At 69.6% G+C, this 26287-nt stretch carries 27 protein-coding genes; 14 read left to right on the top strand and 13 right to left on the bottom strand.

Annotation, left to right across the window (positions count from 1 at the left end):
- Positions 1-308: 308 nt before the first annotated feature.
- Together MKK63_RS31335 and cysG are read left to right on the top strand one after the other, a co-directional pair.
- Entirely contained in the window at positions 309-3005 is a 2697-nt protein-coding gene (locus tag MKK63_RS31335; protein WP_244008359.1) for a nitrate reductase, read from the top strand.
- A 107-nt stretch (positions 3006-3112) separates the two neighbouring features.
- Positions 3113-4585: a siroheme synthase CysG gene (cysG, locus tag MKK63_RS31330; protein ID WP_244008358.1), complete on the top strand. Its 1473-nt coding sequence runs from the start codon at positions 3113-3115 to the stop codon at positions 4583-4585.
- A 313-nt stretch (positions 4586-4898) separates the two neighbouring features.
- Here cysG and nudC read toward each other — a convergent pair whose 3' ends face one another.
- The 5 genes from nudC to MKK63_RS31305 form a co-directional block, all read right to left on the bottom strand.
- A complete protein-coding gene (gene nudC, locus MKK63_RS31325) occupies positions 4899-5801 on the bottom strand; it encodes an NAD(+) diphosphatase (protein ID WP_244008357.1) in 903 nt (300 codons plus the stop codon).
- Positions 5802-5809: 8 nt separating this feature from the next.
- Positions 5810-6229 (bottom strand): HIT domain-containing protein, encoded by a 420-nt coding sequence (locus tag MKK63_RS31320; protein WP_244008356.1) that lies wholly within the window; start codon positions 6227-6229, stop codon positions 5810-5812.
- Between the two features lie 78 nt (positions 6230-6307).
- Positions 6308-6913: a hypothetical protein gene (locus MKK63_RS31315; protein WP_244008355.1), complete on the bottom strand. Its 606-nt coding sequence runs from the start codon at positions 6911-6913 to the stop codon at positions 6308-6310.
- Positions 6914-6998: 85 nt separating this feature from the next.
- Positions 6999-7862 (bottom strand): universal stress protein, encoded by an 864-nt coding sequence (locus MKK63_RS31310; protein WP_244008354.1) that lies wholly within the window; start codon positions 7860-7862, stop codon positions 6999-7001.
- Positions 7863-7887: 25 nt separating this feature from the next.
- Positions 7888-9033: an acyltransferase family protein gene (locus MKK63_RS31305; protein ID WP_244008353.1), complete on the bottom strand. Its 1146-nt coding sequence runs from the start codon at positions 9031-9033 to the stop codon at positions 7888-7890.
- A 255-nt stretch (positions 9034-9288) separates the two neighbouring features.
- Between MKK63_RS31305 and MKK63_RS31300 the strand changes: the two genes are divergently transcribed.
- Positions 9289-9993 carry a DUF4142 domain-containing protein gene (locus MKK63_RS31300; RefSeq protein WP_244008352.1) on the top strand — a complete coding sequence of 235 codons (705 nt, stop codon included), beginning with the start codon at positions 9289-9291 and terminating at the stop codon, positions 9991-9993.
- Positions 9994-10111: 118 nt separating this feature from the next.
- Here MKK63_RS31300 and MKK63_RS31295 read toward each other — a convergent pair whose 3' ends face one another.
- Both MKK63_RS31295 and MKK63_RS31290 read right to left on the bottom strand, forming a co-directional pair.
- Complete coding sequence (locus MKK63_RS31295) at positions 10112-10777, bottom strand: carbonic anhydrase (protein WP_244008351.1); 666 nt, start codon at positions 10775-10777, stop codon at positions 10112-10114.
- Between the two features lie 42 nt (positions 10778-10819).
- Positions 10820-11335, bottom strand: coding sequence for an NUDIX hydrolase (locus MKK63_RS31290; RefSeq protein WP_244008350.1), 516 nt, complete (start codon positions 11333-11335; stop codon positions 10820-10822).
- 35 nt (positions 11336-11370) lie between these two features.
- Between MKK63_RS31290 and MKK63_RS31285 the strand changes: the two genes are divergently transcribed.
- The gene (locus MKK63_RS31285; RefSeq protein WP_244008349.1) at positions 11371-11739 is read left to right on the top strand and encodes a hypothetical protein; all 369 of its coding nucleotides are present in this window, start codon (positions 11371-11373) and stop codon (positions 11737-11739) included.
- 12 nt (positions 11740-11751) lie between these two features.
- On the opposite strand, the gene MKK63_RS31280 is transcribed toward MKK63_RS31285, so the two are convergent.
- On the bottom strand, positions 11752-12501 hold the full coding sequence (locus tag MKK63_RS31280; protein ID WP_244008348.1) for a DUF429 domain-containing protein: 750 nt from the start codon (positions 12499-12501) through the stop codon (positions 11752-11754).
- A gap of 111 nt (positions 12502-12612) precedes the next feature.
- Here MKK63_RS31280 and MKK63_RS31275 point away from each other — a divergent pair, with 111 nt between their 5' ends.
- The 3 genes from MKK63_RS31275 (at position 12613) to MKK63_RS31265 (ending at position 16531) form a co-directional block, all read left to right on the top strand.
- Entirely contained in the window at positions 12613-13494 is an 882-nt protein-coding gene (locus tag MKK63_RS31275; RefSeq protein ID WP_244008347.1) for an HpcH/HpaI aldolase/citrate lyase family protein, read from the top strand.
- Positions 13491-13961 carry a dUTP diphosphatase gene (gene dut / locus MKK63_RS31270; RefSeq protein ID WP_244008346.1) on the top strand — a complete coding sequence of 157 codons (471 nt, stop codon included), beginning with the start codon at positions 13491-13493 and terminating at the stop codon, positions 13959-13961. Before MKK63_RS31275 ends, dut begins: the two co-directional genes overlap by 4 nt.
- 521 nt (positions 13962-14482) lie before the next feature.
- Positions 14483-16531 (top strand): TonB-dependent receptor, encoded by a 2049-nt coding sequence (locus MKK63_RS31265; RefSeq protein WP_244008345.1) that lies wholly within the window; start codon positions 14483-14485, stop codon positions 16529-16531.
- Here MKK63_RS31265 and MKK63_RS31260 read toward each other — a convergent pair whose 3' ends face one another.
- Positions 16532-17407 carry an ATP-binding protein gene (locus MKK63_RS31260; protein WP_244008344.1) on the bottom strand — a complete coding sequence of 292 codons (876 nt, stop codon included), beginning with the start codon at positions 17405-17407 and terminating at the stop codon, positions 16532-16534. It abuts the gene before it with no gap.
- Positions 17408-17683: 276 nt separating this feature from the next.
- Between MKK63_RS31260 and MKK63_RS31255 the strand changes: the two genes are divergently transcribed.
- The 7 genes from MKK63_RS31255 (at position 17684) to MKK63_RS31225 (ending at position 22136) form a co-directional block, all read left to right on the top strand.
- Positions 17684-18127 carry an OsmC family protein gene (locus MKK63_RS31255; protein WP_244008343.1) on the top strand — a complete coding sequence of 148 codons (444 nt, stop codon included), beginning with the start codon at positions 17684-17686 and terminating at the stop codon, positions 18125-18127.
- A 78-nt stretch (positions 18128-18205) separates the two neighbouring features.
- Entirely contained in the window at positions 18206-18568 is a 363-nt protein-coding gene (locus MKK63_RS31250; RefSeq protein ID WP_244008342.1) for a YybH family protein, read from the top strand.
- Between the two features lie 84 nt (positions 18569-18652).
- On the top strand, positions 18653-20077 hold the full coding sequence (gene serS / locus MKK63_RS31245) for a serine--tRNA ligase (RefSeq protein WP_244008341.1): 1425 nt from the start codon (positions 18653-18655) through the stop codon (positions 20075-20077).
- Positions 20077-20841 carry a 5'/3'-nucleotidase SurE gene (surE, locus tag MKK63_RS31240; RefSeq protein WP_244008340.1) on the top strand — a complete coding sequence of 255 codons (765 nt, stop codon included), beginning with the start codon at positions 20077-20079 and terminating at the stop codon, positions 20839-20841. Before serS ends, surE begins: the two co-directional genes overlap by 1 nt.
- 62 nt (positions 20842-20903) lie before the next feature.
- Entirely contained in the window at positions 20904-21500 is a 597-nt protein-coding gene (locus tag MKK63_RS31235; protein WP_244008361.1) for a protein-L-isoaspartate O-methyltransferase family protein, read from the top strand.
- A 46-nt stretch (positions 21501-21546) separates the two neighbouring features.
- Positions 21547-21798, top strand: coding sequence for a DUF4926 domain-containing protein (locus MKK63_RS31230; RefSeq protein ID WP_244008339.1), 252 nt, complete (start codon positions 21547-21549; stop codon positions 21796-21798).
- A 26-nt stretch (positions 21799-21824) separates the two neighbouring features.
- Positions 21825-22136, top strand: coding sequence for a DUF6883 domain-containing protein (locus MKK63_RS31225; RefSeq protein WP_244008338.1), 312 nt, complete (start codon positions 21825-21827; stop codon positions 22134-22136).
- A 53-nt stretch (positions 22137-22189) separates the two neighbouring features.
- Here the strand turns inward: MKK63_RS31225 and MKK63_RS31220 are convergent, their stop codons facing one another.
- The 4 genes from MKK63_RS31220 to secD form a co-directional block, all read right to left on the bottom strand.
- Positions 22190-23068, bottom strand: a complete 879-nt coding sequence (locus MKK63_RS31220) for a phytoene/squalene synthase family protein (RefSeq protein ID WP_244008337.1) — start codon at positions 23066-23068, stop codon at positions 22190-22192.
- Positions 23068-23466 carry an Mth938-like domain-containing protein gene (locus tag MKK63_RS31215; RefSeq protein WP_244008336.1) on the bottom strand — a complete coding sequence of 133 codons (399 nt, stop codon included), beginning with the start codon at positions 23464-23466 and terminating at the stop codon, positions 23068-23070. Before MKK63_RS31215 ends, MKK63_RS31220 begins: the two co-directional genes overlap by 1 nt.
- 13 nt (positions 23467-23479) lie before the next feature.
- Complete coding sequence (secF, locus tag MKK63_RS31210; RefSeq protein WP_244008335.1) at positions 23480-24421, bottom strand: protein translocase subunit SecF; 942 nt, start codon at positions 24419-24421, stop codon at positions 23480-23482.
- Positions 24422-24658: 237 nt separating this feature from the next.
- Complete coding sequence (secD, locus tag MKK63_RS31205; RefSeq protein WP_244008334.1) at positions 24659-26263, bottom strand: protein translocase subunit SecD; 1605 nt, start codon at positions 26261-26263, stop codon at positions 24659-24661.
- Positions 26264-26287: the final 24 nt, after the last annotated feature.

Raw genomic sequence — 26287 nt, 5'->3', positions numbered from 1 at the left:
TCATCGACGTGGCGGCGCAGCACGGGGGCAAGAGCCCGGAGGACGCGGTGGCATATCTCGCGGCGCTCAGGAAGGCCGGCCGGTATCAGGCGGACGTGTACTGAGCGGCAAAACCCTCCCCCCTCTGCGGGGGAGGGTGCCCCGCGGAGGCGGGGCGGGAGAGGGGACCCGGGTACCGGAAAAGGCTCAACGGGACGGGCCGCGCTCCATCCGTCACCGTCGCCCCCTCTCCCGACCCCCTTCGGGGGCCACCCTCCCCCGCAGAGGGGGGAGGGAAACGGCGGCGCGAATCTTCGAGGACTGTATCCATGACCCAGCCTGCGGCGGCGCCGACGGTGCGGACCACCTGCCCCTATTGCGGGGTCGGGTGCGGCGTGCTCGTGACCCCGGACGGGCAGGGCGGCGCCGCCATCGCGGGTGATTCCGAGCATCCGGCCAATTACGGCCGCCTGTGCTCGAAGGGCTCGGCGCTCGGCGAGACCCTGTCGCTGGAGAACCGCCTGCTCCACCCGCAGGTCGACGGCGGCCAGGTCTCGTGGGATGCGGCCCTCGACACGATCGTGGAAAAGCTCAGCGCGGTCGCCGAGGAGCACGGGCCGGAATCGATCGCCTTCTACCTCTCCGGGCAGCTCCTCACCGAGGATTACTACGTCGCCAACAAGCTCGCGAAGGGCTTCATCGGCACGCCGCACGTCGACACCAATTCGCGGCTGTGCATGTCGAGCGCGGTGGCGGCCCACCGCCGGGCCTTCGGCTCCGACACGGTGCCGGGCTGCTATGAGGATCTCGATGAGGCCGATTTGATCGTGCTGGTCGGCTCCAACACCGCGTGGTGCCACCCGATCCTGTTCCGCCGCATGGCCGATGCCAAGGAACGCCGCGGCACCAAGTTCGTCGTCATCGATCCGCGCCGGACCCAGACCGCGCAGGAATCCGACTTGTTCCTGGGCATCCGGCCGGGGACCGACACCGCGCTGTTCTCGGGCTTGCTGGTCTACCTCGCCGACAACGGATTCCGTGATCGCGCCTTCGTGGAGGCCCATACCGCCGGCCTCGATGCAGCCCTCGACCGCGCCCGCCAGATTGCGCCGGACGTCACCGCTGTGGCTGCCGCCACCGGCGTGGCGGAGGCAGAGATCGCGGCCTTCTACGCCCTGTTCGCCGGCACGCGCCGGGTGGTCACGGCCTTCTCGCAGGGGGTGAACCAATCGGCACAGGGGACCGACAAGGGCAACAGCATCATCAACTGCCACCTGATCACCGGCCGGATCGGGCAGCCCGGTGCCGGGCCGTTCTCGCTCACCGGCCAGCCCAACGCCATGGGTGGGCGCGAGGTCGGCGGGCTCGCCAACATGCTGGCTGCCCACATGCACTTCGCCCCCGAGGAGGTCGACCGGGTGCGCCGCTATTGGGGCGCCCCGCGGATCATCACCGGCGAGGGCATGAAGGCGGTGGCGCTGTTCGAGGCGGTCGCGCGGGGCAAGATCAAGGCGCTGTGGGTGATGGGCACCAATCCGCTGGTCTCGATGCCGCGGGCCGACATGATCCGGGAAGCACTTCACGGCCTCGACCTGTACGTGGTCTCCGAGGCGGTGGCGGATTCGGACACTGCGCAGGGTCTCGGCAAGACCACCGTACTGCTCCCCGCACAGGCCTGGGGCGAGAAGGACGGCACGGTCACCAATTCCGAGCGCCGGATCTCGCGCCAGCGCCGGTTCCTGCAAAGCCCAGGCGAGGCCCGGCCCGACTGGGCGGTGCTGGCGCAGGTCGGCCGCCGGCTCGGCCACGGCCGGGCCTTCGCGTTCGACTCCGCTGCCGCGATCTTCCGCGAGCATGCCGGGCTCTCGGCCTACGAGAACAACGGCACCCGCGACTTCGACCTCGGCGCGCTCACAGACCTCAGCGACGCCGCCTACGACGTGAACCTGCCGGTGCAATGGCCGATCCCGAAGCGATCGGGACCGAGGGGCGCGCCGCAGGGCAAGGCGCGCCTGTTCGGTGACGGGCGGTTCTACACGTTCGACCAGCGCGCGCGCTTCGTCGCCGTGCAGCCTCCGGCCCTCGCGCTGGCGGTGTCGGAGGCATTCCCCTTCGTGCTCAACACCGGCCGGGTGCGCGATCACTGGCACACGATGACACGCACCGGGAAGAGCCAGCGCCTCTCCGCCCACCGCGCCGTCCCGTTCGTCGAGGTGCATCCGGACGACGCAGCCGCGTACGGGCTCACGGATGGCGGCATCGCGCGGCTCGCCAGCGAGCACGGCGAGGTTGAGCTGGAGGTGACGGTCACCGACACGGTGGTGCGGGGCAACCTATTTATGCCGATGCACTGGGGCGGCGCCTTCGCGTCGAAGGCCCGGGTCGGCGCCCTGGTACGCGGCATGCCGGATCCGGTTTCCGGCCAACCGGAGCTGAAGGCGACGCCGGCCCTGATCGCTCCGGTGGCCTATCGCGCCCGAGGCTTCCTGCTGTCCCGGGCGCAGGTGGCGCTGCCGGAGGGTTGGTGGTGGGCGCGGGCGGCGATCACCGGCGGCTGGGGTGTGCAGTTCGCCACCCAGGACAGCTCCCGGGCCGTCGCCATGATGGTGCGCGGGCTGATCCAGAGCGAAGCGCTGCGGGGCTGCGAGCTGGCTGAGTACGCCGACCACGCCCGCGACCGCTACCGCTGCGCGGTCTATGACGGCACGCGCCTCGTCGCCAGCCTTGCCTACGCGCCCGCCGGTGCGAGCCCCGACTGGGAGGCTGCCAAGGCCCTGTTCGCCGCAGAGGAGCCCGAGACGCCCGAGCGCCTCGCGCTGCTCTCGGGGCGTGCCGCCACCGCATCAGCGGGCCCGGTGGTCTGCGCCTGCCACGGCGTCGGCGCCGACGTGATCGCTGCCACCATCGCGGCGGGCGCCGGATCGGTGGAGGCGGTGGGTGCCGTCTGCAAGGCCGGAACGAATTGCGGGTCTTGCATACCGGAGATCCGCAAGATGCTGGCCGGGCAGACCGCCCGCGCGGCGTGATTGTCTGATACACTCCGGTGCGAGGACAGACCGGCCCGTCCAACCCGATCACCTTTTCCTGAGGTGTGGACGGGAGAGGCCGGTTCGAGACGATTCAGGACAGGCCCGTGACCGAGACCCCCCTGCGCGCGGCCCGCGCGCCCCGCGAGACCAAAGCCGCCGGTCTGGAGCCGCTGGCGGTGCTGCCCGTCTTCGTGCCCCTGCGCGGCAAGCGGGTCGTGCTCGCCGGCTCCTCCGGCGGCGCGCCCTGGAAGGTGAAGCTGCTCGCCGCCGCCGGCGCCCATGTCGACGTCTACGCCCCCGAGCCCAGCGAGGAGCTGCGCGCGGTCCCGGGTGAGATCGTCGACGGGCAGGTGGTGCTGCACGAACGTGCCTGGACCCCCGACGACCTGTGGGGCTCGGCCTTCTGCATCGGCGCGATGGAAGACGAGACAGAGTGCGTCGCCTTCGTGGCGGCCGCCCGCGGTACCGGCGCGATCGTGAATGCGGTCGACCGGCCGCATCTCTGTGACGTGAAGTTCGGCGCCATCGTCAATCGCTCACCGCTGGTGGTGGGCATCTCGACGGAGGGTGCCGCCCCGGTCTTCGGCCAGACCGTGCGCGCCCGAATCGAGGCGATGCTGCCCCGTGGATTCGCCCGCTGGATGGGCGCGGCCCGCGACTGGCGGGACGGCGTGACGGCGCGCTTCCATGGCTTTGCGGAGCGGCGCGCCTTCTGGGAGCGGTTCACCGACCGCGCCTTCGCAGAGCCCGACCGGGCGCCGACCGACGCGGACCTTACCGAGTTGCTCGGCGAAACCGAGGCCGCGCCGAAAGGCGGAGCGGTGACGCTGGTCGGCGCTGGCCCGGGTGACGCGGAGCTCCTGACCCTCAAGGCGCTGCGGGCTCTGCGCAACGCCGATGTGATCCTGTACGACGACCTCGTCGCCCCCGAGATCCTGGACTACGCCCGCCGCGAGGCCCGCACCATGCTGGTCGGCAAGACCGGCCACGGCCCGTCCTGCCGCCAGGACGACATCAACGCGCTGATGGTGCAGCTCGCCCGCTCGGGCAAGCAGGTGGTGCGTCTGAAATCCGGTGATCCGCTGGTCTTCGGCCGGGCCGGCGAGGAGATCGAGGCCTGCCGGGCTGCCGGCATTCCGGTCACGGTGGTGCCAGGCGTCTCGGCGGCGCAGGGCGCGGCGGCGGCGTTGGGCGTTTCGCTGACCCATCGCGACGCGGCCCGCCGCCTCCAGTTCGTGACCGGACACGACCGCCGCGGCGCCCTGCCGGACGACCTGAACTGGGGGGCGCTTGCCGATCCGAGCGTCACCACGGTGGTTTATATGCCCAAGCGCACGCTGCGGGCGCTGTTGGCCCGTGCGGTGGAGGAGGGGCTTGCTCCCGCAACTCCGGCGCTGCTGGTGTTCAACGCCACCCGCCCGAACCAGCAGGCCGTGCGCGGCACCGCCGCCGACCTCGCCGACCGGGTGGAGGCTTCGGGCGTCGATGGGCCGGCGCTGCTGATGGTGGGCGAGGCATTCTCCCACATGCGGAGCGCGGTGTCGGCCAAGGCGGAGCAGAACCGCGTGGCGGTCTGAAACTGATTTCTCCGGCGGTACTACGCTCTGTTGTCTCGAGCGAAGCGATGTAACCCTGGGGGCATCGCGTCAGCCGTGCGCTTGGCGCTGGCAAACTGTGGGTCACGCTCGAAAATTCAGTATCACATTGAGTATCGTTCCTCGGGCCTGGATTCGATCCGATCGGCAGGCCGGAAGACATGCCCTATTCGTTATGGACCACCGCCGAGCCGATGAGACTGCAATCCAACGGCTCTGGGCCGTTCAGATTGAACTTTATCAACCCCGCGGACGATTCGAGCCGGAGCGCTGGCCAGCCGGGTTGAGGCGCCTCTCAGGTCTTGCCGGCCACGAAGGCGCGCATCAGGTAGTGGGCGATCGCCATGGGCGGCGGGGCCTGAATGCCTTCCGGATGGGTACCGTCCAGCATGGCGGCGACATCGGAGCGGCTGAACCAGCGGGCGTCCTCCAGCTCGGCCGGATCGGTCACGATGGCCCCATCCAAGGCCTCTGCGGCGCAGCCCATCATCAGCGATGACGGGAACGGCCAGGGCTGCGAGGTCCGATAGGTCACCGCACCGACGCGGATATGCGTCTCCTCGAACACCTCGCGGCGTACGGCGTCCTCGATCGTCTCGCCGGGCTCCAGGAAACCCGCGAGGCAGGAATACATGTGCGGCCGGAAATGCGGGCCGCGGCCGAGCAGGCAGGCATCGCCCCGCCGCACCAGCATGATCACCACGGGATCGACCCGGGGGAAGTGATGGGCGGCGCAAGAGGGGCATTCCCGCCGGAAGCCGCCGGCCTTCGACTCCGTGGCGGTGCCGCAATTGGCGCAGAAACCGTGGCGGGCATGCCAGTCGAGCATCGACTTGGCGACCGCCAGCAGGCCCAATTCCTCCGCCTCCACGGCGGAGTCGGTGGCAATGCTGCGCAAGTCGAGGGTGCGGGTGTCGTCCCCCGCGAAGCGCTCCGCGGCTTCTGCGGGCGCAGCCTGCGCGAAAACCGGCCGTCCGTCCCGATACCCGAGGAAGATCCGCGTGCCCGTGAGGAGGTCCGCTGCGATATCGGGTGCGATCAGCGTGGTGTCCCCGCGCAGCACGAACCGGTCGCCGCACAGCAGGACGAGGCGCGCATCGGGCGCATCGACGGCGGGCACCGCCTCTTCGGGCTGCTCGGCCGAATGACGGTCGAGGCGGTTCCGGACGAAGCCGAGGGTGTCGCGGGGATCGGTCATGCGCGAAGTCAGGCTGCGGAGAACAGGGCGCCGGCGCGCTCGATGAGCTGCGCGCGGGCATGGAGCGGGTAGGGCGTGCGCGTCCCGAACCCCCAGACCGGGCCGGGCCAGACTGGATCGGACCGGAAGCGGCCGACCACGTGAAAGTGGAGCTGCGCCACGACGTTGCCTAAAGCCGCGACATTCACCTTGTCGGGCTTGGCCAAGGCCTGCATCACACCCGTGGCGATGCGGATCTCCTGCCACAGGGTCGCGGCATCCGGCTCGAGCAGGTCGGTGATCTCTGTGAGGTCGGCGTGGCGCGGCACCAGGATCAGCCACGGGAACCGGGCATCGTCCATCAGCAACACCCGACACAGGGCGAGGTCACCGACCTCAACGGTGTCGGCGGCCAAGCGCGGATCGAGGGCGAAGGCGGAATCGGTCATCGCAAACCGATGTAGCGCAGCTTTGCATCCCGCGCGCGGTCCGAGCGCGGGAACGATGACGCGGCCCGCGCCGAAACTTCACAGGCCCGGGATGGCGCCCTGTCGGCCGACTGCGATCGTCCCGGCATCGAGGGCACCGTCCGCGTCCGACCCGGCGAAGATCGTCACGGCCGCGCCGGGCTGGAGCAGGGCACGCTCGCCGGGTGAGAACTGGGTCACCGGCGTATCGTTCGGGATCTCGAACGCGGATTGCCCGCCTTCATAGGAGAGGGCCAGCCGCAGGGTCGAACCGCGCTGCAGGTCTGCGACCCTGCCGGCCGTCAGCGTCGCCCCGGGGGCCGTATCCCACGGCTGAGTCCCGGCCTCGAAACCGCGCTCGGAGGGCGAGTACAACGTCACAGCCGTGGCACGACGCGGGTCCGCGCCCGCGACGCCGATCACGCTGACATAGCTCTCGGGCTTGATCGCCCGCAGGTCCAACCCGTTCACCGCGTAGACCCGGGTCTTCGGATCCATGCGCAGGGTGAGGGTGCTGCCACTCGGCCGCCGGATCTGGATGCGGTCGGACTCGGCCCGCACCACCGTCCCCCGGAACCGGGCCACCATGGGCTCGGCCCGCGCGGCGGTGACGGACGCCGCCATCATCAGGGCGGCGAGGAGGCTGCGCTTCAAGAGGCTCGTCACGGGTATCCTTGCGGGGTCTGGGCGGGCCGGAGCCGAACGCGAGGGGAATTGCCCCGGTTCCCGCCGGTGGATGCAGTCCGGCAGCTCAATGCGCCATCAGCACCGGCATGTCGGCATGGGCCAGCACGTGGCTGGTGACGCCACCGAAGATCATCTGGCGCAGGCGGCTCTGGGTGTAGGCGCCCTTGATAAGCAGGTCGCAGCCGAAGGCCTTGGCCTCGGCCAGGAAGGTCTCGCCGGGCGCGCGCCGCCCCGCCGGCAGGGCGCGATGCCCGGCCTCAACCCCCTCGCAAGCCAGCGCCTGAGCGAGGTCCTGGGCGGTCGGGCCCGGGACCATGCCGCCCTCGACGCTCAGCACCAGCACCCGCTGGGCCTTGCGCAGAAGCGGCATCGCGAAGGCGACGGCGCGTGCGGTCTCGGTGGAGCCGTTCCAGGCGATCAGGATGGCGTCGCCCAGGCTCGCCGGTGGGGCGGGGGGCGCGAGCAGGATCGGCCGGCCGCTCTCGAATAGGGCGGTCTCGAAGGTGGTCATGCGCGGCGCGTTGTCGGTGGTGCCCGGGCGGCCCACCACCGTGGCGGAGAACAGCCGGGCGTACTGGCCGAGGAATGCATCGCCGGTCGGCACGTCCTGCCGCCAGCGGTAGCGCGGCCCGGCATCCGGCACCCGCTCCGGTATGCAGAGCCCGTCGCGGGCGTGGCGGGGGATGCCGGCTGCATCCATGAAGGCGACGAAGCGGCCACCCGCCTCCTCGGCCTCGGCCCGGTCGGCCTCCTCGTCCCGTAGCCACGTCATGCCGCCGACCATATCGACGGGGACGTATTCAGCGAGCGCCGGGCGCAGCGAAACCCCCTCGATCAGGCTGCCGAAGCGCGTCGCGGCGAGCCGCGTCGTCTCGAACACGGAGGGTAGGGCGTCGTGCATCGCGACGGGTACGAGCAGCGTCTTCATGGCTTCGTCCTCCTCGGGATCGAAGCTAATCCGGCAGGCGCCCGTGGGGAACCGGGTCCGCACCGGAAGGCACACGGATTTGCGCGGTCCCGGGGTCGAGGATCCGCCGAAACCGGCGGGTCAACGGCGTCTCGACGAACCGGTGGATCACGAGGGCGGCTGCGACGCTCGCCGCCAGCATCAGCACCATGCCGCCGTACGGGTGCAGCGCCTGCGCCGGGCCGATCCGCACCAGGATCTCGCGCACGAGGCGCAGGGCGAACGGATGCACGAGGTAGAGGGCGTAGGAGGCATCGCCGAGCGTCACCAGGGCGCGGATCGGGGCCGGCAGACGCGCAACCTGCGCCGCGTCGCGCCCCGGCCCCAGGGCGGATGTCACGAGCAGGGCGGCCGGCACGCCGACGAGGAGCGGGCGCACGAAGCCGTCGGCCTCGCCGAGATCGGCGAGCAGCCTGGCCGCCAGGATCAGGCCGAGGAGGCCGAGCCCCGCCAGGCCGGCACGAAGCGGAACGGGGGGTCGCACGCCGCTCCGATAGGCGAGGGCGAGCCCGGCCCCGGCAGCGAATTCGAGTACGATCGGGTTCGCCCAGAAGCGCAGCGGCAGGGGCAGGTCCGGCCGAACGGTCCCGGCGGTGACGAGGAGCACCAGGGCCGCGACGAGCCAGACCATCGCGCCGCGCCGCCCCAGGCCGAGCCCGGCGGCGAACAGCCCGTAGAAGAAGGCCTCGTAGTTCAGGGTCCAGCCGAGGCCGTAGAGCGGTTGGATCGTGCCGTCCGGTCGGGCAGCCGGCCAGAACAGGAAGCTCGCCAGCAGGGCGGCCGGATCGTGGACGAGGGCGGCAGCCTCCCCGAGGACGTCCGGACGGGCCAGGGCGAGGGCGAGATAGACCAGGCTCAGCAGCCAGTAGAGCGGCACCACCCGGGCGATCCGGTGCGCCAGGAAGCGGGCCCGGCCGCCAGGCACTCCGAACAGGGCTCCGCTCGCCAGGACGATGACGAAGCCGGAGATCACGAAGAACAGGTCGACACCGCCCCACCAGGGCAGGAGAGTGCCCGGATCGAAAGCCGGGCCGCCGCGCTGCGCCAGGAGTTCCACTTCGTGCCGCGTGTGGTGCCAGACCACCATCAGGGCGGCGCAGCCGCGCAGGATCTGGATCGGGACGAGGATCATCCGGCGCTCAGCAATCGGCGCGGGCGAGTCCTAGGTCCCGCCACCCGGCTCCCGGGGCAGCCGAAATCCGGGACGCCGGCGCAGGCGCGCCTGGGCCAAACCTCAACCACGGGCCGGATCCGGGGTGAAACCGGCAGGAACCATAGGTCGTTGGTCCCGTTGACAGAGTATATCGCGAACGCGCCGCGTGAGGTCTTCGATCTCCGCCGGATATCCCATGCCCGTTTGCGCATCCATCTCGTAGCGAGGTTTCTGATGCTGAAGAATTACGCCGCCGCCTCCGCACTTGTTCTGGCTCTGTCGACGCCAGCGCTGGCGCAGAGCGCCAACGATTTCCGTCTGCAGTCGATGCAGTCGAACGCGTTCGAGATCCAATCCTCGCAGATCGCCTTGTCCAAGTCGCGCAACCCGCGGATCCGGTCCTATGCCCAGGAGGCGCTCCGCGATCATCAGGCTGCTAACGTGGCGCTGGCCGGCGGGCAGCCCGGAGCAATGGCGGGGGGCGATCCGGGCCTCGGCGGACTGATCACGGCTCCGATCGCGGTGGCAGGAAGCGCCGTGGGCGCCGGCGTCGGTGCGGCGACCGGCGTGGTCGGCGGCACCCTGTCGGGCGGCCCGGTCGGCGGTCTCCAGGGTGCGGGCACGGGCGCGGCGAACGGTGCTGCGGCCGGCGGTCGTCTCGGCGGCGGTGACATGATGGCGACGGGGGCCTCCACCCTGGTGCAGCCGAGCCCGCAGCAGCAGGCGATGCTGTCCGAGCTGTCGGCAACCCCGCCCGGCCCGCGCTTCGACCGGCTCTACGCAACGCAGCAGATCGAGGCCCACCAGATGGCCATCGCGATGACCCAGGCCTACGCTCAGGGTGGTCCAAACCCGGCCCTGCGCAACTACGCCCAGCAGGCCCTTCCAGCCCTGCAGATGCACTACGACCACGCGCAGCGTCTGGCTGGCGCCCGGTAAGGTCCACTGCGATCGTGTCGGCCTGGCATGAGCTGGGCCGGCAGGACAGGCGGCTCGCACAGGCGAGCCGCCTTTTTTTTTAGGTGTGCGCGGCGAAAGTTGCTGCGCCGCCACGATGTCAGTCACACGTGACGGCGGCAGCCGAGCGGACCTGCAGGCCGGCCGTGTCGAGCGGTGGCTGGAACGCCCCCGTCTTCGGATCGCGCACGACCAGGGACCCGGTCGACACGCCGAAATGTGCACCGTGGAGCTGGAGCCGGCCGTCATCGACCCGTTCCTTGACGAACGGGAAGGTCATCAGATTCTCGAGGCCCTGCGCCACCACGGCGTATTCGAGGCGCGTCAGGTAGTTCGGCGCCTCGGGATCGCCGGCCTTCGCCACCGCGGGTTCCACGAGCGAGACCCACTTGCCGATGAAGTTCCCCTCGGAGAGGGGCTTCGCCTTCTGGGCGTAGGCCTTCACGCCACCGCAGGTGGCATGGCCGAGCACGACGATATGCTTCACCTCCAGGGCCTGGACAGCGAATTCCAGTGCCGCAGAGGTGCCGTGGTAATTCTCGTCCGGCTGATAGGGCGGCACGAGGTTGGCGACGTTGCGGATCGTGAACAGCTCGCCCGGTCCGGCATCGAAGATCGCGCTCGGGGAGACCCGGCTGTCGCAGCAGCTGATGACGAGGATCTCCGGCTTCTGCGATTCGGCCAGTTGCGCGAAGCGGCGGCGTTCGGCCGGAAAGCGCTGCTCAAGGAACGATCGATACCCTTCAGTCAAATAGACAGGAAACATCAAAGCAGCTCCGTTGCGTTATCGATCGTGATACAGCTGAAATCAGGATCTTTGCCAAGTCAGAACGCGGGGCTGGGCCGGGATAATCCCGCGGGCGAGATCGGCCGCGAGATCGGCGAGGCCGGCCGGTTCGACGCGTTCGCCGCTCGCGCGCAGTTTGGCGATCGGCCACCAGCGCGTGCCGAGCACGTGGTTGTCCTCGGTCTCGGCGAGGCGGCTGGTGTCGACCTGGTCGTCGGGCAGGCGGACGAGGAAGTAGCGCTCGCGGGCATCCCGGGGCTGGCGGAACAGATGGAACGGCCCGTCGCACGCAGCGACCTGCGGGCCGATCGCCGCGTCGGTGCGGCCGATCTCCTCTCCGAGTTCCCGGCGGCAGGCAGTGACGTGATCCTCGCCGGGCTCAAGGCCGCCGCCAGGCATGAACCAGAACCGCAGCGGCGACCCGTCCGCCCCCTTGGCGTGCACGGAGGCGTAAGCGATCAACAGGATCCGGTCCTGCGGATCGAGCACGATCGCCCGGGCGACGTGGCGGATGGCGAGAGTGGGCGCAGCTTTCATGGGGTCAAAGCTAGGGCGCAAGGATCGCGCCGGACATGGATGTGTTCCCGTTTGCTGTATCGCTTCGGCCTCAAAGCGCCGCCGCGCCATCCGACGATCATGACACGTGGCCAGAGACGTCAGCTCCGACCGGCCGCGATGCGGAGCGCGGCTCCGGCCTCAACAGGAGCCCCAACCAGCCCTTCGATAACGCCCCGGTCACCACCGTGGAGCCGGTGACGATGGACCGGGGGCAGGGCACGGTGAAAGGCACGGGCACGTTCAAGGTCGGGAAGGCGACGGTCGCGTTCGCGGGCCTGAAGGGCACCGGAGCGTTCATCACGGTCTTCGCGTCACCGACGAATCAGACCACCGCTTGGAGCGGCGCGTTCACGCCGCCGCCGGCCCAGGCGGCGCGGCGCTGACGCACGCTCGTTTCACGGGATCGGCGTCTCCCGCCGGGCCGGTGCCCAGATCACCACGGGCAGGCCGTGCCCATCCCGCGCCGGCGGGTCGGGGAGCGGCCGGGCTCGGCCCAAAGCGATATCCTGCGCCACCACCAGCGCGGCCAGCGCATCGAGATGGTCGTCCTGCGGGACTCCCTTGGCCCGGGCGTCGAGCAGCGCGGCCGGCAGCCCCGCCGTGGACAGGAGTTCCCGCCGGCGATCGAGCCCCAGGCGGGCGTTGCGCCCCTTCTTCGGGAGGCCGAGGGGCCGGTCGCCGTTGAGGGCGTGGAATGCCACCTCCGGGTGAACCTCGTGGATCCGGTCGCGCAAGTCTGGCCGAGCCCGCAGGAGCGTGTCCACCGCGCGGACATAGCGGAAGATGTTGTAGCCCTGGATCGAGGGCGCGAAGGGCGGGTCGCTCGCCGCCCGGGACAGGGCTTTAGCGGTGTCGTAGTCGGCAGCGTAAATGGCCGCCCGCGGCGGCATTGGGAAGACCGACGACCGCGCCGGGCCGAGCTTGGCGCGCGCCGCCCGATCGGCCGCCCGGCCGCCACCGACGATCCGGTCCGGCAGGCCGATCGGCACGTCGATCCCGATCACCAGAGGCCGCTCCGGCGCGTCGAGGATCGCGGCCACGTCCGGGAACAGGGCGCAGCGGTGCCGGTCGGGGTCGTCGAGATCGAGCAGGGCCCCGGCCCAGGCACCGCGGCAACCATCGAGTCCCGCGATCCACCGCGCCATCGCGATCCTCCTGTGGCCCGCGCCGGAACCTGGCCGGGGCTGCGTTCTTGTCCGGGCTGGCGCGGACCGCTATCCGCATCGCTTGGCCGCCGCCGAATCGGGAGAAGCGTGATGAGCGAGATCCGTCCCCGCCGCAGCGTGCTGGCGATGCCCGGCTCCAACGCACGGGCGCTGGAAAAGGCGCGCACGCTGCCCGCCGACGTGATCCTGATCGATCTGGAGGACGGGACAGCCCCGGGGGCCAAGGAGGCAGCCCGCGCGCAGGTTGCCGCTGCGGTAGCCGCCCGGGGCTTTGGCCGCCGCGAGGTCGTGGTGCGGATCAATTCGCCGGAGACCGAAGACGGCGAGGCCGATCTCGAGGCCCTCGGCCCCGCCGCCCCGGACGCCATCCTGGTGCCGAAGGTACGCACCTCCGACGCGCTGATCGCCGTCGGCTCACGCCTGCGCCGGCTCGGCGCGCCGGCGGCAACCCGGGTCTGGGCGATGATCGAGACGCCGATGGCAGTGGTGAACGCCGCCGAGATCGCCGGGGCGGCGCGGGACGTCGACGGGCGGCTCGCCGCTCTGGTGATAGGCCCGAACGACCTGCTGAAGGCGGCGCGGATCCCACCGCCGGGGCGGGCTGCGCTCACGCACTGGCTGATGACGGTGCTCGCCGCCGCGCGGGCCTACGAGATCGAGGCGATCGACGGCGTCTTCACCGATCTGAACGATGCGACCGGCTTCGAGGCCGAATGCGCGCAGGGCCGCGCCCTTGGCTTCGACGGCAAGATGCTCATCCATCCGAGCCAGATCGGCCCGGCCAATGCCGCCTTCGGGCCGGATGCCGCAACCGTTGCAGGCGCGCGGCGGATGCTCGACGTCTTCGAAGCACCGGAGAACCGCGATCGCGGAGTGGTTGCCGTGGACGGGAAGATGGTCGAGCGCCTGCACGTGGAGTCGGCCCGGCGCATTCTGGCGCTCGCCAACGCGATCGAACGGCTCGGCGGGTGAGCGCGCTGCCCGAAGTCGGACTGCGGATCCTCGACCCGCGCCTGACCGGCTGGGGCTTTCCGCGCTGGGGCTCGGCTGCAGCCGCCGGCCTCGATCTGCATGCCTGCCTGGACACCCCGCTGGAGCTTCCGCCGCGGGGGGCACCGATTCTGATCCCGGCCGGGTTCAGCGTGCTGATTCGCGATCCGGCGTGGTGCGGGTTGATCTTCCCGCGTTCCGGCCGCGGCCACCGGGAGGGGCTGGTGCTGGGCAACGGCACGGGGGTGATCGACGCCGATTACGAGGGGCCGCTGATGGTCTCCGCCTGGAACCGTGCCGAGGCCGCCCCGATCCGGATCGAGCCCGGCGAGCGGATCGCCCAACTGGTGTTCACGCGCATCGCCCGGCCGGTCCTGACCGTGCTGGAGGGCGAGGCGGGCCCGGGCTCGGAGCGCGGCGCGAGCGGATTCGGGTCGAGCGGGCGCTGACTCCGCGCCCGGCGCCGCGCGATCCGTTCGTTCCACCACCGGGGGCTTGAACAGCCAAGATGGATCCTGTCGCCCTGCCTGTAACGCTCCAAATTCGATGTGAGCGTATCTGCGCGCTGCGAGTAGAGTTCACGGCGCCATAAGCTTGGGTGATAGCTTTTGCGGAAGTCTTCGGACATTCAGCGCTGTCATATTATTTTATCATCGCTCCGGCGAAACAGAGCGCAAATCTCGTTTTGAATTCATTCTAAAACATAGCGCTTGATCAAGGGTTTTTCGCCCGATAACGGCTCAATCGACAAGATTTCTAACACAACACGTCCGCCTGACCTGACTGTTTCGGCAGATCAGATCGTGTCGCCGTGCCAGAAGTAGACGATATGCTCTCATCTTCGTCCGAACTCAAAAGAGCCCGACACGCGCGGCGGCTCGTTTTACTGATAACCCTACTTCCGGTCGCAACCACCGCGGCACGCGCCGAGGATGCACCCGACGCGTCCGTCCAGCTCGATACGCTCTCCGTGGAGTCGCACGGCCCGGCAGGGGCGGGCGGCCTTCCGCCGTCCTTCGCGGGTGGGCAGGTGGCCCGCGGCGGCCGGCTCGGCCTGCTTGGCAACCGGGACTACATGCAAACACCGTTCAGCACGGCGAGCTACACCGAGAAGTCGATCCGCGACAGCCAAGTGATCAGCGTCGGCGATCTCCTGACCCGGACCGATCCGTCGGTGCGCGCCGCGATCGGCAGCGGCAACCGCTACGACGCCGTCGCGATTCGCGGCTTCCGCATCGAGAACCGGGAATTCGCGCTGAACGGGCTCTACGGCCTCGTGCCGGATTACAGGATCGACCCGGCCCCGCTGGAGCGGGTCGAGATCCTGAAGGGTCCGGCGGCCTTCCTGTTCGGGGTGCCGCTGAACGGGGGCATCGCCGGCACCGTGAACGTCGTCACCAAGCGCGCGGGCGACGAGCCTCTGAACCGGGTCACCGTGGATTATGCCTCCTCGACGCGCGGTGGAGCCGAGATCGACGTGGCCCGGCGCTACGGCGACGCGAAGCAGGTCGGGGTGCGGATCAACGCCGCGGGCCTCGGTGGCGACACGCCGATCGACCGCACCGGCCAGCGCAACGCCGCCGGCTCGCTCGGCCTCGACTACGCTGGCGACCGGCTCCGGCTCTCGGCTGACGTGATCTATCAGCACGACGCCTACGACAGCCAGACGCGGGGCGGCCTCCCGGCCCCGGGCCTGCTCCGCATCCCCCGGGCGCCCGACCCGCGCCGGAACATGTCCCAGGCTTACGATTTCTCCCGCTCCGACAGCCTAACCGGCCTGGCCCGCGCGGAATACGACCTGACCTCCGACATCACGCTGATCGGTGCTCTGGGCGTCAACAGCTTCACCTACGCCAAGCGGGAAAACCCTTCCTTCTCACTGCTCGACGTGACCGGCCTCACGAAGTCGAACTCCGTGTTCCAGACCGGGGATACCGCGACGATCTCAGGCGAGGCGGGGGCGCGAGCCCGGTTCGAGACCGGCGAAATCCGCCACGAGGCGGTGTTCACCGCGACCGCCCTCGACCAGTCCCTGTCGCTGGGTCAGATCACCTATCCCGACTACCTGACCAACATCTCCGCGCCGGTGCGGCGGCTCTCGCCCGGTCAGCCGGTCCTGAAAACCTCGTTCCCCCGCGGCCGGTCGAGCTACAACCGGCTGACCAGCGTCGGCCTCGCCGATACGATGACCTTCGCCGATGGGCTGGTCGAGCTGCTGGTCGGGGTTCGGCGGCAGGAGATCGACGCCGGCAATTACGCACCGGTGACGGGTCAGGTCAGTTCCGCCTACGACCGCAGCGCGACGACCCCAGCCTTCGGCATCGTTCTGCGGCCGACGCAGGTCCTGTCGCTCTACGCCAATACGGTCGAGGGGCTGACCGCGTTGCGGGCGCCGGGCACCGCGGTCAACGTGAACCAAGTGTTCGCCCCGGCCCGGACCCGGCAATACGAGATCGGCTCAAAACTCGATTTCCAGACCTTCGGCGTGACGCTGGCGGCCTTCGAGATCACCAACCCAACCGGCACCACCGACCCCACGACCAACCGGTTCAGCCCCGGCGGCAGCCAGCGCAATCGCGGCTTCGAGGGGAGCGTCTTCGGTGAGGTGCGGCCGGATCTGCGCGTCATCGCGGGTGCGACGCTCCTGGACGCCCGCTGGGCGAAGTCGCCGGGCGGCGCCTACGACGGCAGCCCGGCCACGGGCGCGCCGCGCTTCCAGGCGACCACCGGGCTCGAATGGGACGTGCCGTTCCTGCGCGGCCTGACGGGCACCGCGACGCTCGTCTATACCGGCGCCTCCTATGCCGGCAGCGCCGCCACGGGCCTGAAGAAGATCCCGGACTGGACCTCGGTCGATCTCGGCTTACGCTATGCCACGGCGATCGGCGGCAAGCCCGTCACGCTGAGGGCGAGTGTCAGCAACATCGCCGACAGCCACTCCTGGATCGCCAACCCGAACGGCGCCCTGATCCTCGGGGCACCGCGCACGGTCTGGCTGTCGGCCTCGGTGGATTACTGATCAATCCAGCGTCCTGCCGAGCCGCCCGGCGAGATCCTGGATGAACTGGAACGCGGTGCGCCCCGAGCGGGAGCCGCGGGTGGTGGCCCATTCGAGGGCGTCCGCCCGCAGCGTCTCGGGCGGCACGGCGAGATTGTAGCGCTCCGTGTAGGCGGTGATCATCGCCAGATACTCGTCCTGGGTGCACTTATGGAAGCCGAGCCAAAGCCCGAACCGATCCGAGAGCGAGACCTTCTCCTCTACGGCCTCGCCGGGGTTGATCGCGGTGGAGCGCTCGTTCTCCATCATGTCGCGGGCGAGCAGGTGTCGGCGGTTGGAGGTCGCGTAGAACAGCACGTTCCCGGGCCGCCCCTCGATACCGCCGTCGAGCGCCGTCTTGAGGGACTTGTACGAGGTGTCGTCGGCATCGAACGAGAGGTCGTCGCAGTAGACCAGCCAACGGTGCGGATCCGGCCTCAACAGCGCCATCAGGTCGGGCAGGGCCTCGATGTCCTCGCGGTGGATCTCCACGAGCTTCATCGGTCGCGATCCGGCGGGCCGGCGGGCGTTGATCTCCGCATGGGCCGCCTTCACCAGCGACGACTTGCCCATGCCGCGGGCGCCCCACAGCAGGGCGTTGTTGGCCGGCAGGCCGCGCGCGAAGCGCTCGGTGTTCTCCACCAGGGTGTCGCGGGCGCGATCGATGCCGGTGAGCAGCCGCATCTCGACGCGGGCCACCTCGGGCACCGGAGTGAGCCGGCGCTCCGGTCCCCACAGAAAGGCGTCGGCGGCGTTCGGGTCGAAGGCCGGCGGGGTCGGTGGCGCGGCCCGCTCCAGCGCGGTGGCGATGCGCTCCAGGAGCGGCATCAGGGTGTCGAGGGTCGGGGCGCTCGTCATCGGATCGGGGGGTTCGGGTTCACGGCGGTCAGGGGCCGGTTCTACGGGGAAGATCGGCGGAAAGCATCCGGTTGCGGATGCATGGCGCAACCATCCGAACGCGAACCGCGATCGGGCGTTGGAGACTTCGCGAGGATCGGAACGATAGGCCTCCGACCGGCCCTCGCGATGGCTTGAGGAGATCGATCGCGGGCCCCCTCTCCCGCACGGGAGAGGGGGCCCGTCGCATCACTCAGATCGTCGCTCGACTTGCCTGAACCGATGACGAGGACAGCGATGGACGCGGGACCGACGATCCGAATCACCCAGGTCGACGCTTACGTCTTCACCGTGGATTTCGGCGCCGCTCTGCCGGCGCTCGTCACCGACGAGGCCCCCCCGATCGGCGGCGGGACCGGGCCGTTCCCCGAGCAGATCCTGATCTCCGGCGTCGCGAACTGCCTCTGCGCCAGCTTGGTCTTCGCGCTGGGAAAGTTCCGGCAGGACGCGCGGGGCGTCGTCGCCGAGGCGCAATGCCGGATGGACCGCAACGCCGAGGGCCGCCTGCGCATCGCCGGAATCGACGTGCGGATTGGCCTGGGTGCAGTCGCCGCCGAGATGCCGCGGATCGACCGGGTGCTGGAGCAGTTCGAGCGGTTCTGCACCGTCTCGGAGAGCGTGAAAGACGGGATCCCAGTCTCCGTCTCGGTGACGGATCGCGACGGAAAGAGCCTGAAATGAGCCCGCCGGCGGAAAGATCCGCCGCACGGCGCATTCCCGCAACGCGAACCGGTCGGCCGAACCGGATGAGGAGACGCCATGTCGGAGACCCGTGAGCCCGCCCGCGCCCCCGAAACGCTGGCCGCCCTGTTCAACCAGCGCGCCAATGCGGGCGACGTGGATGGGCTCGTAGCCCTCTATGAGACCGACGCGGTGCTGGCAGCCGGCCGCGTGGTCGCCACCGGACACGCCGAGATCCGCAGTTTCTACACCGACCTGCTGGCGCGGAAATCCGACTTCCCGAGCCCGGAGACCCTGCCGCCCCTGCGCACCGGGGCGCTGGCCCTGACCTTCGCCCGGCTGCCCAAGGGCGCCTTCTCGGTGGAGGTCGCCCGCGAGCAGGCGGACGGGACGTGGCTCTGGGTGATCGACCAGCTCAAGCTCGCACCGCCGAAGGACTGACCGGCGCGCGCTTGTCCGACCGGACGCGATGCGGCAAAGCGAGGCCCGCGCGCCGACGCCGCGCGACAGACCCGAGCCGACTCGATGCACGACATCCGCGCCATCCGGGACAACCCGGACGCCTTCGACCGCGACCTCGCCCGCCGGGGCCTCGCGCCGCTCTCGGCCGACCTGATCGCGCTCGATGAGGCGCGGAAGGCGTCGGTTTCGGCCGCGCAGGCCAACCAGGAGCGGCGCAACGCGCTCGCCAAGGAGATCGGCGGCGCCAAGAAGGCCAAGGACGAGGATCACGCCGCTGCGTTGATGGCAGAGGTCGCAGAGTTGAAAGCGGCCGAGCCGGAGTTGAAGGTTGCGCAGGAGACGGCCGACAAGGCTCTGTTCGACCGGCTCGCCGCGATCCCGAACCGGCCGAAGGCCGATGTGCCGGAAGGCGCCGACGAGCACGGCAACGTCCTCTACCGCAGCCACGCCTCGACCCGCGAGCGGCTGACCGAGGGCAAGGAGCATTTCGAACTCGGCGAGGCTGCCGGGCTGATGGATTTCGAGGCCGCGGCCAAGCTGTCGGGCTCGCGCTTCGTGGTGCTTAAGGGCCAGCTTGCGCGGCTGGAGCGGGCGCTCGGCCAGTTCATGCTCGACCTGCACACGCAGGAGCACGGATATCTGGAAGTGACGCCGCCGGTGCTGGTGCGTGACGAAGCCATGTTCGGGACGGCGCAGCTACCGAAATTCGAGGACGATCAGTTTTTCGCCGCCAATGTTGGTGAGATTGATAGCGGAGTTTCTGACGCTATCGCTTATCTTGACTCCGTTGATCCGGTCGCAAAGTCGGAGAGCGAGGCGGCGGCGGCTGCAAAACAGAATGAGCTGCGCGGTATCCGAGAGATAGTATTGAAGCATTCTCGCCGATGGCTCGTTCCCACCGCCGAGGTGCCGCTTACGAACCTCGTCCGCGAGTCGATCCTCCGCGAGGAGGAACTCCCCCTGCGCTTCACCGCGCTCACCCCGTGCTTCAGGGCCGAGGCCGGAGCGGCGGGGCGGGACACCCGCGGCATGCTGCGCCAGCACCAGTTCAACAAGGTCGAGCTGGTCTCGATCACGACGCCGGACGAATCTGCCAACGAGCACGAGCGGATGCTCACCTGCGCGGAAGCGGTGCTGAAGAAGCTGGATCTGCCCTACCGGGTGATGACCCTCTGCACCGGCGACATGGGCTTCGCGAGCCAGAAGACCTACGACATCGAGGTCTGGGTGCCGGGCCAGCGCACTCACCGCGAGATCTCCTCGTGCTCGGTCTGCGGCGATTTCCAGGCGCGGCGGATGAACGCCCGCTACCGGGGCAAGGACGGGAAGCCCGCCTATGTCCACACCCTCAACGGCTCGGGCGTCGCGGTCGGCCGCGCGCTCATCGCCGTGATGGAGAACTACCAGAACCCGGACGGGAGCATCACGATCCCGTCGGTGCTCCACCCCTACATGGGCGGGCTCAACCGGATCGAGGGCACCCGCTGATGCGCATCCTGGTCACCAACGACGACGGCATCCACGCGCCGGGACTCAGTACCCTGGAGGAGATCGCCCGCGAGTTGTCGGACGACGTCTGGGTGGTAGCGCCGGAGAGCGACCAGTCGGGCGTCTCGCACTCGCTCTCGCTCAACGATCCGCTGCGCCTGCGGCAGGTCTCGGAGCAGCGCTTCGCCGTGAAGGGCACGCCGTCGGACTGCGTGATCCTGGGCGTGCGCCACATCCTAGCCGATCACGGGCCGGACCTCGTCCTGTCAGGGGTGAACCGCGGCCAGAACGTCGCCGAGGACGTGACCTATTCCGGCACGATCGCGGCCGCCATGGAGGGGACGATCCTGGGCATCCGCTCGATCGCCCTGAGCCAAGCCTACGGGGCGGGCGGGCGCGGCGCGCTCAAATGGGATTGCGCGCGGACGCACGGGCCGAAGGTCATTCAGAAAATCCTCGCGACCGGGATCGAGCCCGGCATCCTGGTCAACGTGAATTTTCCGGATTGCGAGCCGGCCGACGTGCAGGGCATCGCGGTGGCGGCGCAGGGTTTCCGCAATCAGGCGCTGCTATCGATCGACGCCCGGGTCGACGGGCGCGGCAACCCGTATTTCTGGCTGGCCTTCGCCAAGGCCCGGTTCGAGCCGGGTCACGGCTCGGATCTGAAGGCCATTGCCGAGAAGCGGATCTCGGTGACGCCCCTGCGCCTCGACCTCACCGACGAGCCGACCCTGACGCGCTTCGCGCAGGCGTTTGCCGAGTGATCGAAAGGACGTCGATCGATCTCGGCAGCCTGGAGGCGGCTGCCGGAAACGCGGCCTTCGTGATGGCGCTCCGGGGCCGGGGCCTGCGCGACACCGCGGTGCTCCGGGCGATGGAGCAGGTGCCGCGGGAGGCTTTCGCGCCCCAGCAGTACCGGGAGCATGCCAGGCGGGACATCGCCCTGCCGCTGCCCTGCGGCGCTTCCATGACGGCGCCGTCCACGGTGGCGGTGATGCTGGCCCTGCTGCGCGTCGAGCCGGGCCAGCGCATGCTCGAGATCGGCACCGGCTCGGGCTACGTGACGGCACTGCTCGCTCGGCTCGGGGCCGGCGCGGTGCTGAGCCTGGAGCGCTCCGTGACGCTCGCGGTCGAGGCGACGCGGCGGCTCGCTGCGCTGCCGGAGGCGCATGTCGTCCGGGCGGACGGGCTCGCACAGGAGCTGCCGGATGGCGGCTTCGACCGGATCCTCGTGCATGGCAGCGTGGAAGCGATCCCGCCGCATTGGCGCGCGGCGCTCGAACCCGGCGGCCGGCTCGTGACCGGCCTGAGCGGCAATGGGATCTGTCGGGTGGCGGTCCTGGCATCGCCGGAGGCCGAGCCGGAACCGGGTGTGCTGGTCCGACTGCCGGCGCTGATGCCGGGGCTGGCGCGGGTGCTCTGACAGGGTGGGCCTTGCATCGCGATCGCAGACCCCTCATCCTACCGGCATGACGGTCGATGCGCTTTACATTGTAAGACGCAATGAGCTGGGGTCGGATCTCCGGGATCTTGACCGCGTCGTGCTGACGGCTGCCGCGACGACGGATGACGGCGTCGCGATGGAAGCGGGCACCGAAGGAACTATCGTCGGCATCTGGCGTGACGGCGAAGCCTACGAGGTCGAGTTCGCACAGCCCAGTGGCGCGCTTGCCACCGTCGAGGCGAGAGATCTGCGCCTCGTGAAACGCGCCGCCCCTTGAGCCTGCCGAACTGTCCGCAAAACTAATTGCTCGATCCGCGCAAGATCGACGGCTATCTGCTGGACGAAACTCACATTGAAGGCGGCTCGAAAGCACGGTTCTTCAAGCGCTTCGGCTTCGGAATCGGCGACCCGCTGATCCTTTCCACGTCGCTGCTCGCTCATCCATCCGAAGATACGTTTGTCGGCAAAACGGTTTCCGCACGCGGGGACGTCAAAGTCATCTTCGAGGGACCCATCACGACGCCGGACGGCCGCAATCCCCATGTGCGGACGGTGTGGCGCATCGATGCCCGATGGAACGCCCATTTCGTCACGGCTGTCCCGATGACCGGATGACGGCGCGTACGGTTCGTACCGTTGCGCTGGGTCTACCGACGCTCAACGGTAGCTCAACCCACCCGCCGCGCCGCCCGCCACAGCCGCCACAGCCGGCGCCAGCGCGGGAGCTCGACGGGTGTGTTGAGCGGATCGTAGGACGCCCGTTCCATGGCGGCGAGATACGGCTCCACCAGGGCGACCGGCAGGAAAGCGGCCCCGGCCGAGGGCGCGATGGTCGGGCGCGCCGCTTCGAAGGCCTTGAGGTGCTGCCGGGCGAGGGCGCGGAGGTCAGCGCAGGCCCGGAGCAGGCCGGGACCACCACGGCCCGTGACGATGTCCTCGCGGGTGACGCCGTAGCGATCGAGGATCTCGGTCGGCAGGTAGACCTGCCCCGAACGGGCGTGCCAGGGCATGGCGCGCAGCAGGCCGGCGATGCCGTAGGCGACCCCGGCATGCCCGGCCGCCCCCGCGCCGCCCGGCTCGGTGCCGCTGCCGATCACGAGGCTCGCCAGCCGGAACAGCGCCGAGGCGGTCTCGCCGCAATAGCCCTCCAGGTCGTTCACCCGGGGCATCGGATCCTCGTAGAGGTCGAACACCCGGGCATCGATCAGGTCGACGAAGGGCTGGCGGCCGAGGCTGTTCACCCGGATCGCCTCTTCCAATGCAGCAGCAACCGGGTTGGCGCGGACGTCGCCCCGCGCCTCGCCCTGCAGGGCGTCGCGCCACCATTGCAGGCGGATCTCCCCGGCCATCGGGGCCGAGACGGCCTCGCGCACCCGCGCGATGGTCAGCGAGAAGGCGTAAAGCGCGAAGAGGTGGGGGCGGGCGGCGGCCGGCGCGAACAGGGTCGCATAATAGCGGTCCGGATCGCCGTCCCGCACGAGGCCCTCGCAGTGGGACTGCGCAAAGGCGAGCCCGGTCTCGGCTGTCTGGCCCTCCACCTCCGGCATCAGGCCACCGCGATCAGGGCGGCGGCAACCTTACGGTTCTCGGCCACCAGGATGTTGTAGGTCCGGGCGGCGGCCCCGGTCTGCATCACGTCGAGCACGACGCCGAAATCCTTGAGCCAGCCGCGCAGGACCGGATCGATCGCCGCGATATCGAGGCCGGTGCCGACCAGCAGCAGCTCGATCCCCGCGGACTCGGCCTGGACCGGGCGGAGCGCCGTCCGGTCGATGCCCCGCGGCTCCGTCACGTCCCAGGCGCGCACGCCGGAGGGGAGCATCAGGATCGAGCCGCGATGCGACATCCCGGCGAAGCGGAAGCCGCCATTGCCGTAGGTGTCGATGATGTGGCGCCCCGGCACGAAGCCGGAGTCGAAGGTCTTCGGATTTGGCTGATCGGCCATCGCGGAAAAAGGACTACTCCGCCGGTTGCGGGACGCCGGAGCGCTCTGACGCCGCGCGGGCACCCGAGAGCATCAGCCCCAAATAGATCAACACCGGAGTCGAGATGAAGATCGCCGAGTAGGTGCAGATCAGCACGCCGCAGAGCATCACGGTGGCGAAGCCCTTGATCGCCTCGCCGCCGAACAGCACCAGCGCCAGCAGCGACAGGCCGGACGAGATCGAGGTCATCACCGTGCGCGACATGGTCGAGTTGATCGACAGGTTGAGCAGGTCGACCGTCGGGATGGTCTTGTACCGGCGCATGAGCTCGCGGGTCCGGTCGAACACCACCACCGTCTCGTTGAGCGAGTAGCCCACGATGGTGAGGATCGCCGCGATCGAGGTCATGTTGAACTCGATCCGGGTGATGATGAACACGCCGACCGTCAGCACGATATCGTGGAGCGTGCCGACGATGGCGCCGAGCGCCAATTCCCGCTCGAACCGGAACCAGAGGTAGAGCAGCACCGCCACGACGGAGAGCACGACGCCGAGCGTGCCGGACTGCACCAGCTCGCCGGAGACGCGCGGGCCGACGGTCTCGGTGCGGCGGAAATCGTAATCCTGGTCGAAGGCGGCATGCGCCTTGTTCATCACCGCGGTCTGGCCCTGCTCGCCGGGCTGGAGCGGCAGGCGGACCAGCACGGTGCCCTGGTTGCCGAGTTCCTGCACCTCCGGCTCGCCGAAGCCGAAGCCGGCGGCCGTATGGCGGATCCCCGCGACATCGGCGGTACCGGACTTCGCCTGCAGCTCGACCAGGGTGCCGCCCTTGAAGTCGATGCCGAAATTCAGCCCGACGGTCAGGAACAGCACCACCGTGGCGAGCGAGAGCAGCGCCGAGAGCGGGAAGGTGAAGCGCCGGAATCGCATGAAGTCGAAATGCGATTCATCGGGCCAGAGGCGGAGCAGGCGCATGGTCGTGTCTCTGTTCGCGGACAGTCGCGACGAAAGGTCGGCGAGGCGCGGGTCCCCTCTCCCGTTCGGGAGAGGGACAGGGTGAGGGTCGAGAACTCTCAGAATGAAGCGCCTCGTGGGCGCATCGATCCTGTGGCTCGATCCCGAGACTTCCGGTCCCTCACCCCAACCCTCTCCCGCACGGGAGAGGGGGTCCGTCGCGCCGTCCGCGCTTCCTGCGTCGACCCTCCAAAAAAATCAGAACGGCAGGGCCTTCGGTCGGAAGGTCTTGTACCACACCGCGATCATCATCCGTGTCAGCGTCACCGCCGTGATGACCGTGGTCAGGATGCCGAGGATGAAGACCACGGCAAACCCCTTCACCGGGCCCGAGCCGAGGAAGAACAAGATCAGGGCGGCGATCGCCATGGTCGAGTTCGAGTCGATGATGGTGGCGAAGGCCCGGTCGAAGCCAGCCTGGAGCGCCGAGATCAGCGAGCGTCCGGCCCTCTGCTCCTCGCGCATGCGCTCGTAGATCAGCACGTTGGAGTCCACCGCGGTGCCGATGGTCAGCACGATCCCGGCGATGCCGGGCAGTGTCATCGTGGCTTCGAGCACCGACATCAGGCCCAGGATCAACCCGACGTGGACCATCAGGGCGATGTTGGCGATGAAGCCGAAGGTGCCGTAGGTCGCGAACATGAAGGCGACCACGAGGGCTGCCGCCACCAGGGTCGCGAGCTTGCCGGCCTGGATGGAGTCGCGGCCAAGGCCGGGCCCGACGACGCGGCGCTCGACCACGGTGAACTTCGCCGGCAGCGCACCGGCCCGGAGCAGGACCGACAGGTCGTTGGCCTGCTGGACCGTGAAGTTGCCGGTGATCTGGCCCGAGCCGCCGGTGATCGCCGAGCGGATCACGGGGGCCGACACCACCTCGTTGTCGAGCACGATCGCCATGCGCCGCCCGACATTCTCCGAGGTCGCCTGACCGAAGCGCTGGGCGCCCCGCAGGTTGAACTTGAAGCTCACCATCGGCTCGTGGGACTGCTGGTCGAAGGACGGCTGCGCGTCGGTCAACTCGCCGCCATCGGCCATGACCCGGCGCTCGACCGGGACCTTGGCGCCCTTTTCGTCCTTGGAGGGCAGCATGTCGACGTCGCCGGACGGACTGTCGGCCAGCATGCGGAATTCGAGCTTGGCGGTAGAGCCGAGAAGCTTTTCCAGGCGCTCGGGATTCTGCTCGCCGGGCACCTGGATCAGGATCCGATCGGCGCCCTGCTGCTGGATCGACGGCTCGGTGGTGCCGGTCGAATCCAGGCGGCGCCGGATGACTTCGATGCCCTGGCTGACGGCCCGCCGGGTGCGGTCGGTGATGCCGGCATCGGTGAGCGTCAGGCGGATCAGGCCGCCGGGCTGCTCGGTGACGTCGAGGGTGCGCGCGGCGGTCTGGCCGATCGACGTGGTGATCGGCAGCGACAGGTCCTGAAGCTTCGGCAGCACCTTGGCGCGGGCCGCGTCATCCGCGATCTTCACCTGCACGCCGCGCTGGAGCAGGCCGATGCCGCCATCGGCGCGAACGTTCTCCTGCTGGAGGGTGCGGCGCACGTCGTCGCGCAGCGCCTTGGCCTGGGAGGCGATCAACTCGTTCTGATCGACTTCGAGCAGGAGTTGCGAGCCGCCCTGCAGGTCGAGACCGAGCACGATGGCGCGCGTCGGCACGATCCAGGTGGGGAACCATGGCGGCAGGCTGGCGACGAAGCCCTTGCGCTGCTCGGGGGAGAAGAAGCTCGGCACGGCGAGCATCAGCCCCACCAGGATCAGACCCAGCGTCGCGATGATCTTCGCACGGGAGAAGCGCAGCATCGGCCGTCTTTTTCTCTTTTGGGC

It is taken from the genome of Methylobacterium sp. J-088 (assembly GCF_022829295.1).
Taxonomy (GTDB): Bacteria; Pseudomonadota; Alphaproteobacteria; order Rhizobiales; family Beijerinckiaceae; genus Methylobacterium.
This window is presented reverse-complemented; position numbering and strand designations above follow the sequence as displayed.

What these genes read in the sequence shown, in the direction of transcription:
- MKK63_RS31335 (WP_244008359.1), top strand. Translation starts at nt 309, where the DNA reads ATGACCCAGCCTGCGGCGGCGCCGACGGTGCGGACCACCTGCCCCTAT.
- nudC (WP_244008357.1), bottom strand. Translation starts at nt 5,801, where the DNA reads ATGACCGATCCCCGCGACACCCTCGGCTTCGTCCGGAACCGCCTCGAC.
- MKK63_RS31320 (WP_244008356.1), bottom strand. Translation starts at nt 6,229, where the DNA reads ATGACCGATTCCGCCTTCGCCCTCGATCCGCGCTTGGCCGCCGACACC.
- MKK63_RS31310 (WP_244008354.1), bottom strand. Translation starts at nt 7,862, where the DNA reads ATGAAGACGCTGCTCGTACCCGTCGCGATGCACGACGCCCTACCCTCC.
- MKK63_RS31305 (WP_244008353.1), bottom strand. Translation starts at nt 9,033, where the DNA reads ATGATCCTCGTCCCGATCCAGATCCTGCGCGGCTGCGCCGCCCTGATG.
- MKK63_RS31300 (WP_244008352.1), top strand. Translation starts at nt 9,289, where the DNA reads ATGCTGAAGAATTACGCCGCCGCCTCCGCACTTGTTCTGGCTCTGTCG.
- MKK63_RS31295 (WP_244008351.1), bottom strand. Translation starts at nt 10,777, where the DNA reads ATGTTTCCTGTCTATTTGACTGAAGGGTATCGATCGTTCCTTGAGCAG.
- MKK63_RS31290 (WP_244008350.1), bottom strand. Translation starts at nt 11,335, where the DNA reads ATGAAAGCTGCGCCCACTCTCGCCATCCGCCACGTCGCCCGGGCGATC.
- MKK63_RS31285 (WP_244008349.1), top strand. Translation starts at nt 11,371, where the DNA reads ATGGATGTGTTCCCGTTTGCTGTATCGCTTCGGCCTCAAAGCGCCGCC.
- MKK63_RS31280 (WP_244008348.1), bottom strand. Translation starts at nt 12,501, where the DNA reads ATGGCGCGGTGGATCGCGGGACTCGATGGTTGCCGCGGTGCCTGGGCC.
- MKK63_RS31275 (WP_244008347.1), top strand. Translation starts at nt 12,613, where the DNA reads ATGAGCGAGATCCGTCCCCGCCGCAGCGTGCTGGCGATGCCCGGCTCC.
- MKK63_RS31260 (WP_244008344.1), bottom strand. Translation starts at nt 17,407, where the DNA reads ATGACGAGCGCCCCGACCCTCGACACCCTGATGCCGCTCCTGGAGCGC.
- MKK63_RS31255 (WP_244008343.1), top strand. Translation starts at nt 17,684, where the DNA reads ATGGACGCGGGACCGACGATCCGAATCACCCAGGTCGACGCTTACGTC.
- MKK63_RS31250 (WP_244008342.1), top strand. Translation starts at nt 18,206, where the DNA reads ATGTCGGAGACCCGTGAGCCCGCCCGCGCCCCCGAAACGCTGGCCGCC.
- serS (WP_244008341.1), top strand. Translation starts at nt 18,653, where the DNA reads ATGCACGACATCCGCGCCATCCGGGACAACCCGGACGCCTTCGACCGC.
- surE (WP_244008340.1), top strand. Translation starts at nt 20,077, where the DNA reads ATGCGCATCCTGGTCACCAACGACGACGGCATCCACGCGCCGGGACTC.
- MKK63_RS31235 (WP_244008361.1), top strand. Translation starts at nt 20,904, where the DNA reads ATGGCGCTCCGGGGCCGGGGCCTGCGCGACACCGCGGTGCTCCGGGCG.
- MKK63_RS31230 (WP_244008339.1), top strand. Translation starts at nt 21,547, where the DNA reads ATGACGGTCGATGCGCTTTACATTGTAAGACGCAATGAGCTGGGGTCG.
- MKK63_RS31220 (WP_244008337.1), bottom strand. Translation starts at nt 23,068, where the DNA reads ATGCCGGAGGTGGAGGGCCAGACAGCCGAGACCGGGCTCGCCTTTGCG.
- MKK63_RS31215 (WP_244008336.1), bottom strand. Translation starts at nt 23,466, where the DNA reads ATGGCCGATCAGCCAAATCCGAAGACCTTCGACTCCGGCTTCGTGCCG.
- secF (WP_244008335.1), bottom strand. Translation starts at nt 24,421, where the DNA reads ATGCGCCTGCTCCGCCTCTGGCCCGATGAATCGCATTTCGACTTCATG.
- secD (WP_244008334.1), bottom strand. Translation starts at nt 26,263, where the DNA reads ATGCTGCGCTTCTCCCGTGCGAAGATCATCGCGACGCTGGGTCTGATC.